This is a genomic window from Streptomyces sp. NPDC048566, from assembly GCF_043199735.1.
Taxonomy (GTDB): Bacteria; Actinomycetota; Actinomycetes; order Streptomycetales; family Streptomycetaceae; genus Streptomyces.
In genome coordinates this window covers 85,753-101,691 of sequence record NZ_JBICWL010000005.1, presented here as the reverse complement: position 1 = coordinate 101,691, position 15,939 = coordinate 85,753, and the positions used below count along the sequence as shown (strand labels likewise).

12 protein-coding genes are annotated in these 15,939 nt (G+C 75.0%); 7 read left to right on the top strand and 5 right to left on the bottom strand.

What is annotated here, in order from left to right; all coding sequences use genetic code 11:
• The first annotated feature begins 25 nt into the window (after nucleotides 1-25).
• The 3 genes from ACGFS9_RS11155 to ACGFS9_RS11145 all read left to right on the top strand — a co-directional run bounded on the left by ACGFS9_RS11155 (nucleotide 26) and on the right by ACGFS9_RS11145 (nucleotide 3,362).
• Nucleotides 26-763 carry a helix-turn-helix domain-containing protein gene (locus ACGFS9_RS11155; protein WP_393252243.1) on the top strand — a complete coding sequence of 246 codons (738 nt, stop codon included), beginning with the start codon at nucleotides 26-28 and terminating at the stop codon, nucleotides 761-763.
• A 537-nt stretch (nucleotides 764-1,300) separates the two neighbouring features.
• Nucleotides 1,301-2,206 (top strand): universal stress protein, encoded by a 906-nt coding sequence (locus tag ACGFS9_RS11150; protein ID WP_393252242.1) that lies wholly within the window; start codon nucleotides 1,301-1,303, stop codon nucleotides 2,204-2,206.
• A gap of 244 nt (nucleotides 2,207-2,450) precedes the next feature.
• Nucleotides 2,451-3,362, top strand: coding sequence for a universal stress protein (locus ACGFS9_RS11145; protein ID WP_393252241.1), 912 nt, complete (start codon nucleotides 2,451-2,453; stop codon nucleotides 3,360-3,362).
• Here the strand turns inward: ACGFS9_RS11145 and ppk2 are convergent.
• Nucleotides 3,344-4,147, bottom strand: coding sequence for a polyphosphate kinase 2 (ppk2, locus tag ACGFS9_RS11140; RefSeq protein ID WP_393252240.1), 804 nt, complete (start codon nucleotides 4,145-4,147; stop codon nucleotides 3,344-3,346). The genes ACGFS9_RS11145 and ppk2 overlap by 19 nt on opposite strands.
• An 86-nt stretch (nucleotides 4,148-4,233) precedes the next feature.
• Between ppk2 and ACGFS9_RS11135 the strand changes: the two genes are divergently transcribed.
• The 3 genes from ACGFS9_RS11135 (at nucleotide 4,234) to ACGFS9_RS11125 (ending at nucleotide 8,196) form a co-directional block, all read left to right on the top strand.
• Nucleotides 4,234-6,615, top strand: a complete 2,382-nt coding sequence (locus tag ACGFS9_RS11135) for a phosphoketolase (protein ID WP_393252239.1) — start codon at nucleotides 4,234-4,236, stop codon at nucleotides 6,613-6,615.
• Between the two features lie 337 nt (nucleotides 6,616-6,952).
• Nucleotides 6,953-7,636 (top strand): helix-turn-helix domain-containing protein, encoded by a 684-nt coding sequence (locus tag ACGFS9_RS11130; protein ID WP_393252238.1) that lies wholly within the window; start codon nucleotides 6,953-6,955, stop codon nucleotides 7,634-7,636.
• 110 nt (nucleotides 7,637-7,746) lie between these two features.
• On the top strand, nucleotides 7,747-8,196 hold the full coding sequence (locus ACGFS9_RS11125) for a pyridoxamine 5'-phosphate oxidase family protein (protein ID WP_393252237.1): 450 nt from the start codon (nucleotides 7,747-7,749) through the stop codon (nucleotides 8,194-8,196).
• A 338-nt stretch (nucleotides 8,197-8,534) separates the two neighbouring features.
• Here ACGFS9_RS11125 and ppdK read toward each other — a convergent pair whose 3' ends face one another.
• Entirely contained in the window at nucleotides 8,535-11,219 is a 2,685-nt protein-coding gene (gene ppdK, locus ACGFS9_RS11120) for a pyruvate, phosphate dikinase (RefSeq protein WP_393252235.1), read from the bottom strand.
• 220 nt (nucleotides 11,220-11,439) lie between these two features.
• On the opposite strand from ppdK, the gene ACGFS9_RS11115 reads away from it, so the two are divergent.
• Nucleotides 11,440-13,155, top strand: a complete 1,716-nt coding sequence (locus ACGFS9_RS11115) for a GAF domain-containing protein (protein ID WP_393252234.1) — start codon at nucleotides 11,440-11,442, stop codon at nucleotides 13,153-13,155.
• 54 nt (nucleotides 13,156-13,209) lie between these two features.
• Here ACGFS9_RS11115 and ACGFS9_RS11110 read toward each other — a convergent pair whose 3' ends face one another.
• From ACGFS9_RS11110 to ACGFS9_RS11100, 3 genes are all read right to left on the bottom strand, one after another.
• Complete coding sequence (locus ACGFS9_RS11110; protein ID WP_393252232.1) at nucleotides 13,210-14,079, bottom strand: universal stress protein; 870 nt, start codon at nucleotides 14,077-14,079, stop codon at nucleotides 13,210-13,212.
• 120 nt (nucleotides 14,080-14,199) lie between these two features.
• Nucleotides 14,200-14,751, bottom strand: coding sequence for a cyclic nucleotide-binding/CBS domain-containing protein (locus tag ACGFS9_RS11105; RefSeq protein WP_393252230.1), 552 nt, complete (start codon nucleotides 14,749-14,751; stop codon nucleotides 14,200-14,202).
• A gap of 86 nt (nucleotides 14,752-14,837) precedes the next feature.
• The gene (locus tag ACGFS9_RS11100) at nucleotides 14,838-15,836 is read right to left on the bottom strand and encodes an Acg family FMN-binding oxidoreductase (RefSeq protein WP_393252229.1); all 999 of its coding nucleotides are present in this window, start codon (nucleotides 15,834-15,836) and stop codon (nucleotides 14,838-14,840) included.
• Between the last annotated feature and the right edge of the window lie 103 nt (nucleotides 15,837-15,939).

The window sequence follows — 15,939 nt, the reverse complement described above, 5'->3', positions numbered from 1 at the left end:
CATCGTACGAAGGAGGCGAACCGCGATGCCGGAACAGGCTCGCAACGCCACACAGGGGCCCGCGGACCCGGCGGCCGGAGCGCCGCCCCCGGCCACCCCGGCGGCGGCTTCGGCCGCGACCTCGCCCGGCGACTTCGGACGGCGCGTCGCGACCCGGCGCGAGGAGCTGGGGCTCAGCCGTGAGGACGTCGCGGAGGCCACGGGCACCGCCGCGGAATACCTCGAGTACCTGGAGCAGCGCTCCACGGCGATGCCCGGGACGAGCGTCCTGATCCGGCTCGCCGACGCCCTGGACACCACCGTCGCGGCCCTGCACGGCGGCGAGGCCGGTCTCCCGCCCGGTCACGGCCGGGCCGCCGGCCACGCCGAACTCCTGGAACTCGACCCGCAGGAGTGCCGGCTGAAGCTCTCGACGCACGGTGTGGGCCGGATCGCCACCGAGACGCCGCAGGGCCTCGCCGTCCTGCCCGTCAACTACAGCGTCGTCGACGACACCATCGCCTTCAGGACCGCACCGGGCTCGACGGCGGCCGCGGCGGTGGGAAGCCGGGTGGCGTTCGAGGTGGACCGGGTGGAGGAGGCCCTGAGCCAGGGCTGGAGCGTGCTGGTCCAGGGCCGCGCCCGCGAGGTCACCGACCCCGCCGTCGTGCGCCGCCTGGAGGCCCTGGCCTACAGCCGTCCCTGGGCGGGGGGACCGGATCGGGACCTGTGGGTCCGGGTCGACGAGGAGCGGATCACCGGGCGCCGCATCGCCGTGCGCTGACCCGCGGACCGGCGCCCCGGCCCGAACCCGCCGCGCGAGCCGGCGACCGCGCCCCGCGCGGACGTCTCGCCGGTGGCGTGCTGCCCGGTGGCGTGCTGCCCGGCGGGGAGCCGCGCGGCGCCGGACCCGGCGGCAGGGGCGCCCGCCCCACGCGGACCCGCCGCCGCAGCACCCAGGCGAGGGCGACCACGGCGCCCGGCTCACGCCGCCGGAACCGTCCGGCGGCCGGAGCGGGCCGGTTCGTGGTGGTGGACGGGCGGAAGGACGGCACGCACCGCGCCGAGCCCAACAGGCCCCGGAAGTAGGGACGTTCGGTCCCCCGCGGTGGACCTTCGGCCTCCGGTGCGCCGGAGCGGCGCCGACGAGAGTGAGGGCGCAGAGGACGCCCCCGACCGCCCTCAACGGCGCACCGCCGCCCGACGGCCGCGCACGGGGCGGGGGGACGGTCGGACCCGATCCGGGACCAGTGGCCCCTGCACACACGTCATCCCGACGACGACGCTGGAATCGGCTGCGCCGGTCCAGGAGGAGGAGATCATGCTTCGCACCGTCACCGTAGGTCTGGACGGCTCGCCCGAGAGCAGGGCCGCCGCGGAATGGGCCGCCCGCGAGGCGAAGCTGCGCGGACTGCCCCTGAAGGTCGTCCATGTGTGGGAACCCGTCCCCGAGCCCATGGAGCAGGCTCCGCTGCTGGGCGCGGAGACGCATCAGCACTGGACGGAGCGCATTCCGCGGGAGGCGCGCGAGGGACTGCGGCTGCGCCACCCCGGTGTGGAGGTGATCAGCGAGCAGCTGTCCGGGCACCCGGGCACCCGGCTCACCGAGGCGGGGCACTCCGCCGAACTGCTCGTGCTGGGCTCCCGCGGAATGGGCGGCGTCGGCGGGTTCATGGTCGGCTCGGTCGGCCTGAGCGTGCTGGCCCATACCGAACGCCCGGTGGTCCTGGTGCGGGCGGGGGAACAGGCCGCCGACGAGCACGAGAAGGACCCCGCGGGCGTTCCGTCCGCGGCGGCGCCCTTCCGGCCCGTCGTCCTCGGACTCGACCTGCACCACCAGGACGACGGCCTGATCGAGTTCGCCTTCGACGCCGCCACCCGCCGCGCCACCTCCCTGCACGTCGTGCACGGCTGGTTCCCGCCCCCGTACTACGCCTACGGAATGCCCGCCAACCCCGGCCTGCACGAGGTGCTCGCGGCGGGCGAGGCCAAGGACCTGGCGGAGGCGCTGCGGCCCTGGCGGGAGAAGTACCCGGACGTCCACGTAGTGGAGATGTCCCGCTACGGCAGCCCCGCCCTGCTCCTCGCCGAGGCCTCCCGCGCGGCGTCCCTGGTGGTCGTCGGACGCCGCGTGCGCCGCGGACCGATCGGCGCCCACATCGGGCACGTCACGCACGCCGTCCTGCACCACGCCGCGGCCCCCGTCGCCGTCGTCGCCCACGCCTGACCCGGCCCGACCCGGTCAGCCGACCCGAACCGACCCGATGCGAGGAGACACCGGCCATGCAGGCTGCGGTGCACCGCGTGTGCGGCGAGCCGCCCGACCCCGGGCAGCGCCCGTACCCGGAACCGGCCCACGGCCGGGCCCGTCCGGGACCGGCGGGGCGCGGCGGCGCGCCCCGTGCGCACACACCGGCTGGGCGCGCCGCGGCCGGCTTCCCGCCCGCCCTCGGCCAAAGGAGCTGAGCACCATGGACCTGCCCCTCGTCGTAGGCGTCGACGGTTCCGAGTCCGCCATGCGAGCGGTGGACTGGGCCACCGACGAGGCAGCCCTGCGCGGACTGCCGCTGCGCCTGGTGTACGGCTCGCTGTGGGAGCGCTACGAGGGCGCGGCGCTCGCCGACGACCTCGGCCGCCCGGCGGAGCAGATCGTCGCCGACCGGGTCGTCGAGGCCGCGGCGAAGCGGGCCCGCCGCCGCAACGCCGACGTCGCGATCACCGCCGAGGTGCTCCCCGAGGACGCGGTCGGCCTGCTGCTGACCGAGGGCTTCGGGGCCACGGCCCTCGTCCTCGGCTCACGGGGCCGCAGCGGCATCGCCGAACGGCTCCTCGGCTCGGTGAGCCGCACGGTCGCCGCCCGCGCGCACTGTCCGGTCATCGTCCTGCGGGGCAGCCACGACAACCAGGCCAGAGCGGGCCGGCACCAGCGGGTCGTCCTCGGGGTGGGGGACCCCGCCCACGGGGAGGAGGCCGTCCGCTTCGCCTTCGAGGAGGCGGCGCGACGCGGCGTCCCGCTGGAAGCGGTGCGCGCCTGGCGGCGCCCCGCCGTCGAGTCGACCGACCACCCCCTCATGTCGGGCGAGCCCGCCCGGCTGCACGAGCAGGCGGCCGTCGACATCCTCGACGCCGCCCTGCACGGCGCGACCGCCGCCCGCCCCGGCGTCGAGGTCCACCGGCGCACCGTAGAGGGGACGGCGCGCAAGGTCCTGCTGGACGCCTCCGCCGACGCCGACCTGCTCGTCGTCGGGGTCCGCAGGCACGACGCCCGCGGTCGCACCAGCCTGCACCTCGGCAGGGTCGCCCACGCGGTCCTGCACCACGCGGCCTGCCCCGTCGCGGTCGTACCCCGGCAGGACCGGGCGCCTCAGAGTCCGGCCGCGTGATCGGGCACGTACGTCTGGAGGTCGCGGGGCGGGCGCACGTACCCCGTCGAGGCGGGACGCGCAGGCAGCTCCAGGACCGCGGGCGGCACGTCGTGGTACGGGACGGAGCCGAGCAGGTGGGCGATCATGTTCAGCCGCGCCCGGCGCTTGTCGTCGCTCTCCACCACGAACCACGGCGACTCCGCGATGTCCGTGTGCACCAGCATCTCGTCCTTGGCCCGGGAGTACGCCTCCCAGCGGCTGATGGACTCCAGGTCCATGGGGGAGAGCTTCCAGCGCTTCGTCGGGTCCTTCAGCCGGCGGCGGAACCTGCGCTGCTGCTCCGCGTCGCTCACCGAGAACCAGTACTTGCGCAGCAGCAGGCCCTCCTCGACGAGCATCCGCTCGAAGATCGGGCACTGCCGCAGGAACAGCTGGTGCTCCTCCTTGGTGCAGAAACCCATGACGTGCTCGACCCCGGCCCGGTTGTACCAGCTCCGGTCGAACAGCACGATCTCCCCGGCGGCCGGCAGATGCTCCACATAGCGCTGGAAGTACCACTGGGTGCGCTCGCGCTCGGTCGGCTTGGGCAGCGCCACCGTCCGCGCGACGCGCGGGTTCAGGTGCTCGGCCACCCGTTTGATCGTGCCGCCCTTGCCCGCGGCGTCCCGGCCCTCGAAGATGACGACCACGCGGGCACCCTCGCCGCGGACCCACTCCTGGAGCTTGACCAGCTCCGTCTGCAGACGGAGCAGCTCCCGCTCGTACGCCGCGAGCGGCACCCTCGCGGTCTTCTTCTCGGCCACGCCGCCTCCTCACGCCGACGGCGCCTCCCACGAGACGCCGCGATGACCGGCTTCGTCGCAGTACCCCGATGACCTACGGAGTGATCATGACCTTTGCCGAACACCAGGACAGCACCGTACTGAGCGACGAGGAACTGCGCACGCTGGACGCCCATTGGCGGGCGGCCAACTACCTTGCGGTCGGCCAGATCTACCTGCTCGCCAATCCGCTGCTGGCCGAGCCGCTGACCGCGGAGCACATCAAGCCGCGGCTTCTCGGCCACTGGGGCACCTCGCCCGGCCTGAACCTGGTCCACACCCATCTCAACCGGGTGATCGCGGCGCGGGGCCTGGACGCGTTGTGCGTGTGGGGGCCGGGGCACGGGGGCCCGGCGGTGCTGGCGAACGCGTGGCTGGAGGGCAGCTACAGCGAGACCTACCCGGACGTGTCGCGGGACGCGGCGGGCATGGAGCGGCTCTTCCGGCAGTTCTCCTTCCCCGGCGGGGTGCCCAGCCATGTCGCGCCCGAGACGCCCGGGTCCATCCACGAGGGCGGCGAGCTGGGCTACTCGCTGGCCCACGCCTACGGAGCCGCCTTCGACAACCCGGATCTGCTGGTGGCCTGCGTCGTGGGGGACGGCGAGGCGGAGACGGGGCCGCTGGCGGCGTCCTGGCACTCCAACAAGTTCCTCGACCCCGTCCACGACGGGGCGGTGCTGCCCATCCTCCACCTCAACGGCTACAAGATCGCCAACCCCACCGTGCTCTCCCGCCTCCCCGAGGAGGAGCTGGACGCCCTGCTGCGCGGCTACGGGCACGAACCGATCCACGTCACCGGCGACGAGCCGGCCGCGGTGCACCGGGCGATGGCCGCCGCCCTGGACCAGGCACTCGACCGGATCGCCCTCATGCAGCGCTCCGCCCGCGAGGACGGCGTCGCCGAGCGGGTGCACTGGCCGATGATCGTGCTGCGGACGCCGAAGGGCTGGACCGGGCCCGCGGAGGTCGACGGCGAGCCGGTGGAGGGCACCTGGCGGGCGCACCAGGTGCCGTTGGCCGGGGTCCGCGAGAACCCGGACCACCTGCGGCAGCTGGAGGCGTGGCTGCGCTCCTACCGGCCCGAAGAGCTGTTCGACGCGGACGGGCGCCCGGTCCGCGACGTCCTTGCCTGCGTTCCGGACGGGGACCGCCGGCTCGGCGCCACCCCGCACGCCAACGGCGGCCTCCTGCTGCGCGAGCTGCCGCTGCCGCCCCTGGACCGCTTCGCCGTCCCCACCGACAAGCCGGGGGCCACGCTCCACGAACCCACCCGCGTCCTCGGCGACTTCCTCGCCCGGGTGATGAAGGACACCGGCGAGCGCCGTGACTTCCGCCTCGTGGGCCCCGACGAGACCGCCTCCAACCGGCTCCAGGCCGTGTTCGACATCAGCGGGAAGGCGTGGCAGGCGGGGTACCTGCCGGTGGACGAGCATCTGGACCGGCACGGGCGGGTGCTGGAGATCCTCTCGGAGCACACCTGCCAGGGCTGGCTGGAGGGCTACCTCCTGACCGGCCGGCACGGCTTGTTCTCCTGCTACGAGGCGTTCGTGCACATCGTGGACTCCATGGTCAACCAGCACATCAAATGGCTGAAGACCTCGCGCGAGCTGCCCTGGCGGGCACCCGTCGCCTCCCTCAACTACCTGCTCACCTCGCACGTGTGGCGCCAGGACCACAACGGGTTCTCGCACCAGGACCCCGGGTTCGTCGACCACGTCATGAACAAGAGCCCCGAGGTGGTGCGGGTCTACCTGCCGCCGGACGCCAACACCCTGCTGTCCGTGGCCGACCACGTACTGCGCAGCCGTGACTACGTGAACGTCGTCGTGGCGGGCAAACAGCCCTGCTTCGACTGGCTGTCCATCGACCAGGCCCGCGACCACTGCGCCCGCGGAGCGGGCATCTGGGACTGGGCCGGCTCGGAGAACGGCGGCGAACCGGACGTCGTGCTCGCCTGCGCGGGAGACGTGCCCACCCAGGAGGTGCTCGCGGCGGCGCAGCTGCTGCGCCGCCACCTCCCCGACCTGTCCGTGCGCGTGGTGAACGTGGTCGACATGACCCGGCTGCTGCCCCGGGCGGAACACCCGCACGGCATGACCGACTTCGAGTACGACGGGCTGTTCACCGCGGACAAGCCGGTCATCTTCGCCTACCACGGCTACCCCTGGCTCATCCACCGCCTGGCCTACCGCCGCACCGGCCACGCGCACCTGCACGTGCGCGGCTACAAGGAGATGGGCACGACCACGACGCCCTTCGACATGGTCGTCCGCAACGACCTCGACCGCTACCGGCTCGTCATGGACGTCATCGACCGCGTCCCGGGCCTCGGGGTGCGCGCCGCCGCGGTCCGCCAGCGCATGGAGGACGCGCGCTCCCGCCACCACGTGTGGATCCGCGAGCACGGCACCGACCTGCCGGAGGTCGCGGACTGGACCTGGACCGGCTGACCCCCGCCCGCCGGACGGGCGGTGTGCCGCGCACCGCACCGCCCGCCGGACCCCGGCGCGTGAGGGATCACGCCGTTTCGCGGGGGTTCCGGTCCGCCCGCCGGGCCTGAGCCCCCGCGGTGTCCGGGCCCGCCGCCCGCCCGCCGGGCACCTCCCCGCCCGGCCCCGTGAAGCCCCCGCGGCAGGGTCCATCGGACGGTCCACGGGGACCGTAGGGCCCAAGCGCGATCCGGCGGCCCGCGCGCAAGGTGGGGCTGTACGGCGACGCGTGGCTTCGATCCGCGAGGCGACCGCCGGCCGCGCCGGAGAGCGAGCCGAGAAGAGGACGTGACTGATCATGGCCGAGACCGCGAAGACCCCCACGACACCGGTGCGTGAGCGCCCGCCCGTCGGAGACCTGGGCCGCCGGATCGCCGCACGTCGCGTGGAACTCGGGCTCACCCGGGGGGAGACGGCCGCCCGCGCCGGCATGGCCACCGGCTATCTGCGCCATCTGGAGCAGCACCCCGGAGCCGCGCCGAGCCGTGGCGCCCTGCTGGCCCTGGCGGACGCGCTGCACACCACCGTCAAGGAGCTCACCGGAGGCTACGCCGACCTGCCGCCGGGCCCGGGACAGGCTTCCTGGGCACCGAAGTTCACCGAGCTGACCAGGACCGAGTGCGGCGACCTGCTCGCCACCCACGGAGTGGGCCGGCTGGCGGTGTCCGCCGACGGCGAGCCGCTGATCGTGCCGGTCAACTACACCGTCGTCGACGGCACGATCGTCTTCCGGACCGCGCGCGGGGCGGTCCCCTCGCTGGCCTCCGGATCGCGTGTGGCGTTCGAGGTCGACCGCATCGACGACGTCTTCAGCGAGGGCTGGAGCGTGCTGGTCCGCGGGCGTGCCCGTACGGTCACCGAACCGGACGAGGTGCGCCGGCTCATGGACGCGGCGCACAGCGCGCCGTGGGCGGGCGGACGCCGGAACCTGTGGATGCGCATCGAGCCCTACGCGGTCACCGGGCGCCGCATCACCGCGTGAAGGGACCTTCGCCGGGGGCGGGGGCCCGAAGGTCCCTGTCGGTGCGGCACCGCACCACCGGATGATGAACCACTGCCGTACCGCACGGCCGGGTGGAGGTGAGAGGGCAGATGCACGCCGACGACGGATTCCGCGAGCTCGACCGGCAGGAGTGCCTGCGCCTGCTGGCGGCCGTCCCCGTGGGACGTCTGGTGTACACGCGGCAGGCGCTGCCCGCCGTGCTGCCCCTGAACTTCTCCCTGGACGGCGACGGGGCGGTGCTGCTGCGCACCTCGGCCTCCTCGCCGCTGGTGAAGGCGGTCGACGGGGCCATCGTGGCCCTGGAGGCCGACGAGGTGGACCCCGTGTCCCGCAGCGGCTGGAGCGTAGTGGTCACCGGTCTGGCGACCCAGGTCACCGATCCCCAAGAGCACGCCCGGCTGCTGCGGACGGGCCCGCGTTCCTGGGCCCCCGGGCCGCGCGAGATCTTCCTGCGCATCGAGGCGGAACTGGTGACGGGCCGTCAGCTGTACGGTGGGGCAGGCCCGTTCGGCGTGCACCTCCCGGCCTCGGCTCCCTGAACCCCGGCGCCACCGGGCCGCCGGCACCGTCACCGCCGCACCACCGCCCCGCACCACCGCCCCGCACCCTGCCTCGTCCGGCGCACACGGTCCCGTCCCTCGTGCGCCGCCGCCCTCTGACGCCGCTCCCGGCCGGGCGGGCACGGCGTCGGGTCCGGCCACCTCGGGAAGACCGACCGCCACACCGACCGCCACGCGGGGCCCGGCACCCGGGCCGGGGTGCCGGGCGCGCCGCACGTGCGAGCGCCCTCCCGGCCCCGCCCGGGAGGGCGCTCGCGGTGACAGCCGGGCAGGGGGAGCGCCGGGGAACCGCCGGCGCCTGCCGCCCGCCGGGTCCGCTACCCGCCGTCGCCGTCCCGGCGCCCCTCCAGAGCCGCCCGGCCCGCCTCCAGGCGGGCGACCGGCACCCGGAACGGGGAGCAGGAGACGTAGTCCAGGCCGGCCGTGTGGAAGAAGTGCACGGACCGCGGATCACCGCCGTGCTCGCCGCACACGCCGATCGTCAGGTCCGGGCGGGCGGCCCGGCCCTCCCGCACCGCGATCCGCACCAGGCGGCCCACCCCCGCGCGGTCCAGCGTCTCGAAGGGGGAGGCGGCGAAGATCCCCTTGTCCAGGTAGGCGGAGAAGAACGCCGCCTCCACGTCGTCGCGCGAGAAACCCCAGGTGGTCTGGGTGAGGTCGTTGGTGCCGAACGAGAAGAACTCCGCCTCCTCGGCGATCCGGCCGGCGGTGAGCGCCGCGCGGGGCAACTCGATCATCGTGCCGACCGGGCAGTGGACGGGGACACCGGACTCCTCGGAGACCTCGGCGAGGACGCGCTCCACCTCCGCGCGCTCGATGCGCAGTTCCTCGACGGCACCGACCAGCGGCACCATGATCTCCGCCCGCGGGTCGCCCCCGGCCTCGGTGCGCCGGACGACGGCCTCCGCGACCGCCCGTACCTGCATCGCGACCAGGCCGGGAACCACCAGCCCGAGGCGGACGCCGCGCAGCCCGAGCATCGGGTTCTCCTCGTGCATCCGGTTGACGGCGTCGAGCAGTTCGGCCTCGCGGGGCCGTGCATCCTCACCCCGGGCCTCGGCCGCGGCCAGCCGCACGGCCAGTTCGGTACGGTCCGGCAGGAACTCGTGCAGGGGCGGATCGATGAGCCGGATCGTCACCGGCAGGCCGTCCATCGCCTCCAGGATCGCGGTGAAGTCCTCCCGCTGGAGCGGCAGCAGCGCGTCGAGCGCCTTCTCCCGGCCGGCCTCGTCGGACGCCAGGATCATGGCCTCGACCAGCTTGCGGCGCTCGCCGAGGAACATGTGCTCCGTCCGGCACAGCCCCACCCCCTGCGCGCCGAACCGCCGGGCGCGGGCGGCGTCCTCCGGGGTGTCGGCGTTCGCCCGCACCTCCAGCCGCCGGGCGCCGTCCGCCCGTTCCATGGCGCGGGCCACGGCCGCCACCAGCTCCCCGGACCGCTCGCCCGTCTCGAAGTACCGCATGACCGCGGAGTCGACGAGCGGAACCGCGCCCAGGTACACGGCTCCCTCGGAGCCGTCGACGGACAGCACGGTCCCCTCGGCGACCCGGGTGTCTCCCACGGTGAAGCGTCGCCCGCCGGTGTCCACCGCGAGGGCCTCGGCCCCGCACACGCACACGGTGCCCATGCCGCGGGCGACGACCGCCGCGTGACTGGTCTTGCCGCCCCGGCTCGTCAGCACCGCCTGCGCGGCGATCATGCCGGGCAGGTCGTCCGGAGTGGTCTCCTGCCGCACCAGCACGACCCGCTCGCCGGCGGCCGCCCGCCGGACGGCCTCGGCGGAATCGAACACGGCGGCGCCCACCGCGGCACCGGGGGAGGCCGGCAGCCCGTGCGCGATCGCCTCACCGGTCCGCGACGCGTCGAAGCGCGGGAACATCAGGCGGGCGAGGCCGTCCCCGCCGACGCGGGCCAGCGCCTCCTCGGGGCCGATCAGCCCCTCGGCGGCGAGCTCGTCGGCGATGGCGAACGCGGCCTCGGCGGTGCGCTTGCCCACGCGCGTCTGGAGCATCCACAGCCGGCCCCGCTCGATGGTGAACTCGATGTCGCACAGATCCCGGTAATGGGCCTCCAGCACACGCATGTGATCGAGCAGTTGCGTGTACGAGGCCGGGTCCAGGTCGGCGAGCGCGGCGAGCGGGACGGTGTTGCGGATACCGGCGACGACGTCCTCGCCCTGGGCGTTCGCCAGGTAGTCGCCGTACAGTCCGGGCCGCCCCGTGGCCGGGTCGCGGGTGAAGGCGACACCGCTGCCCGAGTCGGAGCCGAGATTGCCGAAGACCATGCGCTGCACGTTCACCGCGGTGCCCAGGTCGTCGGCGATGTGCTCGCGCCGCCGGTAGAGGCGTGCGCGTTCGCCCCGCCACGAGGCGAAGACGGCGAGCACGGCCCGCCGCAGCTGCTCGCCCGGGTCCTGGGGGAAGTCCTCGCCCGTCTCCCGGCGCACGAGGTCCTTGTAGGTCTCGACGAGGCCGGCCAGGTCCGCGGCGTCCAGGTCCACGTCCTGCCCGGCCCCGCGGTCCCGCTTGAGGTCGTCCAGGGCGCGGTCGAAGAGGGCGCCGTCGACCCCCATGACCGTCGCGCCGAACATCTGCACCAGCCGGCGGTAGGAGTCCCGGGCGAACCGCTCGTCGCCCGAGACCTCCGCCAGTCCGCGCACGGAGGCGTCGTTCAGGCCGATGTCGAGGATCGTCTCCATCATGCCGGGCATCGAGAACCGCGCGCCCGAGCGGACCGAGACCAGCAGCGGATCGTCGGGGCGGCCGAGCCGCCGCCCGGCGGCCTCCTCCAGCGCGGCCAGCCGCCCGGCGATCTCGTCCGCCAGGCCGTCCGGCTCCCGCCCCGTCGCGAGGAAGGCGCGGCACGCCTCGGTCGTGACGGTGAATCCGGGCGGCACGGGCAGCCCCAGCCGGGTCATCTCGGCCAGGTTCGCGCCCTTGCCGCCGAGCAGGCCGGCCTGGTCGCGGCCGCCCTCCGCGAAGTCGTACACGTAACGCACCATGACTGCGGTCTCCTCCGTCGGGCCGGCGGACTGCCTGTCCCGACCAGCCTCCGGCGCGGGGGGCCGGGTGGGCAGATGCTGTCCGGCCCGCCCCCGGGGGCCGTCCGGCCCTGGCGGGAAAATGAGAGACCCGGCAGGACTCGCTACGGTGTTCCGGGGGGAGCGATACCGTGGCCCCTACAGGGACCGGCGGGGTTCCGTCCGACGTGGAGGAGTGCCGGTGGGAAGGCCCAAGCCCAGTGTGGCGTTGCCGCAACTCCGGCTCGACGAACTCCTGGACGAGCTGCAGGCCCGCCTCGACGCCGCCCGGGGCACTCGCGACCGGGTGCACAGTCTGCTGGAGGCGGTGCTCTCGGTGGGCCGGGAGCTGGATCTGGAGCAGGCCCTGCGCAGTATCGTCGAGGCCGCGGCGGCGCTGGTCGACGCGGAGTACGCGGCGCTCGGCGTGATCGGCCCCGACGGCACGGGCCTGTCGGCGTTCCACACGGTGGGGATCGACGAGGAGTCGATCGCCCGTATCGGCTCGATCCCGGAGGGCCACGGCATCCTCGGCGAGCTGATCCGCCATCCCGAGCCGCTCCGGCTGGCGAAGATCTCCGAGCACCCCTCCTCCTACGGCTTCCCCGACCACCACCCCCCGATGAACACCTTCCTCGGCGTGCCCATCCGCGTGCGCGACCAGGTCTTCGGCAACCTGTACCTGACCGAGAAGCGCGGCGGCGGCCAGTTCGACGAGGAGGACGCCTCCGTCACCCAGACCCTCGCGGTGGCGGCCGGCGTGGCGATCGACAACGCCCGCCTGTACGAGCAGTCGCGGCAGCGCGAACGCTGGCTGCGGGCGAACGCGGAGATCACCCATCACCTGATGTCCGGCGCTCCCCGGTCCGAGGTGCTGGGCCTGATCGCCGAGCAGGCCGGCGAGATCACCGGATCGGCGCTGGCGGCGGTCGCCCTGCCCATGGAGGACACCGCCACCCTCCTGGTGGAGATCGCCGTGGGCACGGACTCCGACGCGCACCGCGGGCTGATCCTGCCGCTGGAGCGCAGCCTCATGGGCATGGCCTTCTCCCGCGCCGCGCCGGTCCGGAGCACGGACGTCACCGCGGACGACCGGATCTGCCCGGAACCACCGCGCTTCGCCGGTCTCGGCCCCGCCGTCGCCGTGCCCATCGGCACCGGCGAGGCGGGAGCGCGCGGCGTGGTGCTGCTGGCCCGGCTGGCGGGCGGGCCGGTCTTCACCGACACCGAGACCGAGACGCTCCAGGCGTTCGCCGCGCAGGCGGCCGTCGCGATGGAACTGGCCGAACGGCGCCGGGACGCGGCGGAGGTCGCGGTGCTCCAGGACCGCGACCGCATCGCCCGGGACCTGCACGACCTGGCGATCCAGCGGCTGTTCGCCACCGGCATGACGTTGCAGAGCGCGGGACGGTTCATCGAGCACACGGAAGCCGCCGAACGCGTGGGGCGCGCGGTGGACGATCTCGACGAGACGATCAAGATCATCAGATCGACGATCTTCGGCCTGCGCAGTCACGACGGGGCGAGGGAGGCGGGACTGCGCGCCCGCGTCGTGCGCGTCGCCTCGGAGGCGGCACCCGTTCTCGGCTTCGCCCCCAGCCTGCGCATGGAGGGCCTGCTGGACACCGACGTCCCGAAGGCGATCGCCGACCACGTGGTGGCGGTGCTCTCCGAGGCGCTGACGAACGTCGCCCGGCACGCCAAGGCGTCCCGGGCCGAGGTGGCTCTCACGACGGACGGCCGCCAGGTGCGGCTGACGGTCACCGACGACGGTGTGGGCATCGCCGCGGGCGGCCGGCGCAGCGGGCTGCGCAACATGGCGGAGCGGGCCGATCAGGAGGACGGCCGGTTCGACCTCGCCGAACCGGCCGGCGGGGGTACGACACTCGTCTGGTCCGTTCCGGTGGCGAGGGTGTAGCCGGCCGGCGCCGGGCCGGCCGGCAGCACCCCGCGGGGACGGGCGCCGGGCCGGTCAGCCCGGCTGGGGTACGACGGCCACCGGGCACGCGGCATGGTGCAGCAGGGTGTGGCCGATCCGGCCGAGCTGGAGCCCGAAGTGCCCGTTCCTGCGGCGCGCGCCGACGACCACCAGGTCGGCCGCGGCGGAGTGGTGCACGAGCACCTTGCGGGCCGCGCCCTCCACCGTCGACCGGCGCAGCGGCACCTCCGGATGGCGGGCGCACGCGTCGGCGACCAGGGTGTCGAGGAGCCGGGCCGCCTGTTCCTCGTGCCGGTGCGCCGGTTCCTCCGACGCGGTGTCGCCCGTCTCCGCCGCCGGGCACCGCCAGGCGCGGACAACCTCGACCTCACTCCCGCGCGCCGCCGCCTGCTCGAAGGCGAAGTCGACCGCGGCACGGTCGGTGTCCGGCTCGCCGGCCCCGAGCAGCACGCGCCCGTGCGAGCCGGTCAGCGCGGCCTTGTCACCCCGGACCACGACGACCGGAACGTGCGCGCGGGCGGCGACCGCCAGGCTCACCGAGCCCAGCAGCGTGCCCTTCAGCTCGCCGCGACCGCGGGAACCGGTGATCAGGGCGGCGGCGTTCCTGCCCTCGTCGAGCAGCGCCGGGACCGCTTCGGCCGCCACGATCTCGGTGGACACCCGCAGATCGGGGTTCTGCCGCAGGACACGCTCCGCGGCCGAGGCCACGACGTGCTCGGCCAGCACCGTCTCGGAGGACCGCTCCCGGCTCAGCGTCGGCAGCGCTCCCTCGTAGCGCTCCCAGAGCGAGGCGTGGACCAGGCGCAGCGGGAGCCCGCCGCGGGTGGCCTCGTCGACCGCCCAGTCGAGGGCCTGGAGGCTGCCGTCCGATCCGTCGACGCCTACGACCAGGGGGAGTGTCATCGTCCCCACCGCCTCTCTCGCGCTGCTGTTCAGCCGGTACGCGTGCTCACTTCACGGTGGCATCCGCGGCGTTCCCGGTGGCAGGGGCCGACCAGCCCCCGCCGGGGCCCTTCGGCCCCCTCATCGCGGTGTGCCGCGGCCGGGTGCCTCGCCCGCCCGGGCATGCTCGGCGGGCCCCGCGGCCCGCTCCGGCCCCGGGTCCGCCGCGGGCGCGGACGGGGTGGCGGCCGGCTGCCCGGGCCCGGGCACCGGTTCCGGGTCGTGCAGGATGCTCTGGGCCACGGGACCCAGCAGGGCGCCGAGCCGCCCCAGGACGTCCAGGAACAGGTCGTCGACGGTCAGGACCCCCACCGGCTCCCCGCCGCGCAGCACCGGGAGCCGGCGGAATCCGCGGCGCCGGAACGTCCGGTAGGCCGCGTCGAGATCGTCGCCGGCGTCGACGGTGGCCACCTCCGCAGACATCACCGCGCTCACCGGAGCCCCGGCGGGCAGGCTCTCGCCCAGCCCGCGCAGCGCGAGGTCCCGGTCGGTGACGATGCCGCGCAGGGTCCCGTCCTCGACGACGAGGAGGGAGCCGACGCCGGCCCGTGCCATGACGCGCGCCGCCTCGGACAGCGAAGCGCCGGGCCCCACCCGGACACCGGGAGCGGTCATCACCTCGGAGACCTTCATGAGCCGGACCCCTCTCGTGGCCGGGAGTGCCCGCCGGCCCGCGCCGGGCACGTCGGTCGGGCGGTGCGGCGCGCGGTGCGCGCCCTTCAGACGACGTCGAGGAGATCGTCGACCGGACGCCGCGGCGTGGCGTGGCCCGCCGGTCCGTAGCCGAGGCGCAGGACCATCTGCACGTGGGCCATCGCGGACACCGGATCGCGGACCATCCACCGGATCTCCGGCCATTCCAGGGGCTGGGAGGTCAGCGAGGCGACGAGCCCGTCCGACGTCGCCCGCAGCAGGACCCGTTCCAGCGCCTGACCGGCGCGCAGCCAGTCCTCGGGGCGGTCGCGGGAGGTGCCCAGCAGGGCGATGTGCGGATGCTCCTCGAAGGCCACCCGGCCGCGCCCGGCCACCGGCCGGCCCGCGGCGAAGTCGCGGACGGGCACCGTGGGCAGTCGCTGTCCGGGGCCGAACGCGGCGGCCGGGACACCGTCCGGGGGCGGAGCGGCGCCGTCCGGTTCGGGACGGGTCCACCGCAGCGTCTCGCCGCGGGCCCGGGCGGAGTGCGCCTCCCGGTCCTCCGCGTCCCGGACCAGTTCGAGGATCGCCTGCACGTGCCAGGCGTCCACGTACAGCAGCTCCGCACCCTCCGCCTCGGCCGCGGCGACCAGCTTGCGGCGGACCGGGAGCGGGATCTCCTCGTCGCGGAAGGGGTGCCGGCTGCAGTGCCGCCGGGCGATCGCCGGATGCAGTGCGGCGAGCGCCGGGTCGGACGGCGCGCGCCCGCGCAGGTCGATCTCCGCGAGGAGGGAGGGATCGGCCGGAGCGGGGAGCAGGCGGACGGCCGGGGACAGCCCCGCGGCGGCCGCCGCCACCCGCAGGTTGAACAGGGCCGCCCCGCAGCCCAGGAGCAGGTTCCGCCGCGAGGGGTCCACGCTCGGCAGGTGGCGGGACGGATCCGCGTGCAGACGGAGTGTGCCGCTGCCGCTCAGGTAACGGAACGCCCAGGGCTGCGCGTTGTGCAGCGACGGAGCGGCCCCGGCGTCCGCCACGAGCGCGGCCACGGCGTTCGTGTCGATGGTTCCGGTCGCGGGTGTGGTCATGGTCCTCGCCTCTTCGGTGCCGTGCGGCGCGGAGTGCGATCGAGGTCCATGCAAGTGCGCGCGGCGGCGACCCGCCAGGGGCCATTGGTCCCGGGCCCGCACC

What these genes read in the sequence shown, in the direction of transcription:
- ACGFS9_RS11155 (WP_393252243.1), top strand. Translation starts at nt 26, where the DNA reads ATGCCGGAACAGGCTCGCAACGCCACACAGGGGCCCGCGGACCCGGCG.
- ACGFS9_RS11150 (WP_393252242.1), top strand. Translation starts at nt 1,301, where the DNA reads ATGCTTCGCACCGTCACCGTAGGTCTGGACGGCTCGCCCGAGAGCAGG.
- ACGFS9_RS11145 (WP_393252241.1), top strand. Translation starts at nt 2,451, where the DNA reads ATGGACCTGCCCCTCGTCGTAGGCGTCGACGGTTCCGAGTCCGCCATG.
- ACGFS9_RS11135 (WP_393252239.1), top strand. Translation starts at nt 4,234, where the DNA reads ATGACCTTTGCCGAACACCAGGACAGCACCGTACTGAGCGACGAGGAA.
- ACGFS9_RS11130 (WP_393252238.1), top strand. Translation starts at nt 6,953, where the DNA reads ATGGCCGAGACCGCGAAGACCCCCACGACACCGGTGCGTGAGCGCCCG.
- ACGFS9_RS11125 (WP_393252237.1), top strand. Translation starts at nt 7,747, where the DNA reads ATGCACGCCGACGACGGATTCCGCGAGCTCGACCGGCAGGAGTGCCTG.
- ppdK (WP_393252235.1), bottom strand. Translation starts at nt 11,219, where the DNA reads ATGGTGCGTTACGTGTACGACTTCGCGGAGGGCGGCCGCGACCAGGCC.
- ACGFS9_RS11110 (WP_393252232.1), bottom strand. Translation starts at nt 14,079, where the DNA reads ATGACACTCCCCCTGGTCGTAGGCGTCGACGGATCGGACGGCAGCCTC.
- ACGFS9_RS11105 (WP_393252230.1), bottom strand. Translation starts at nt 14,751, where the DNA reads ATGAAGGTCTCCGAGGTGATGACCGCTCCCGGTGTCCGGGTGGGGCCC.
- ACGFS9_RS11100 (WP_393252229.1), bottom strand. Translation starts at nt 15,836, where the DNA reads ATGACCACACCCGCGACCGGAACCATCGACACGAACGCCGTGGCCGCG.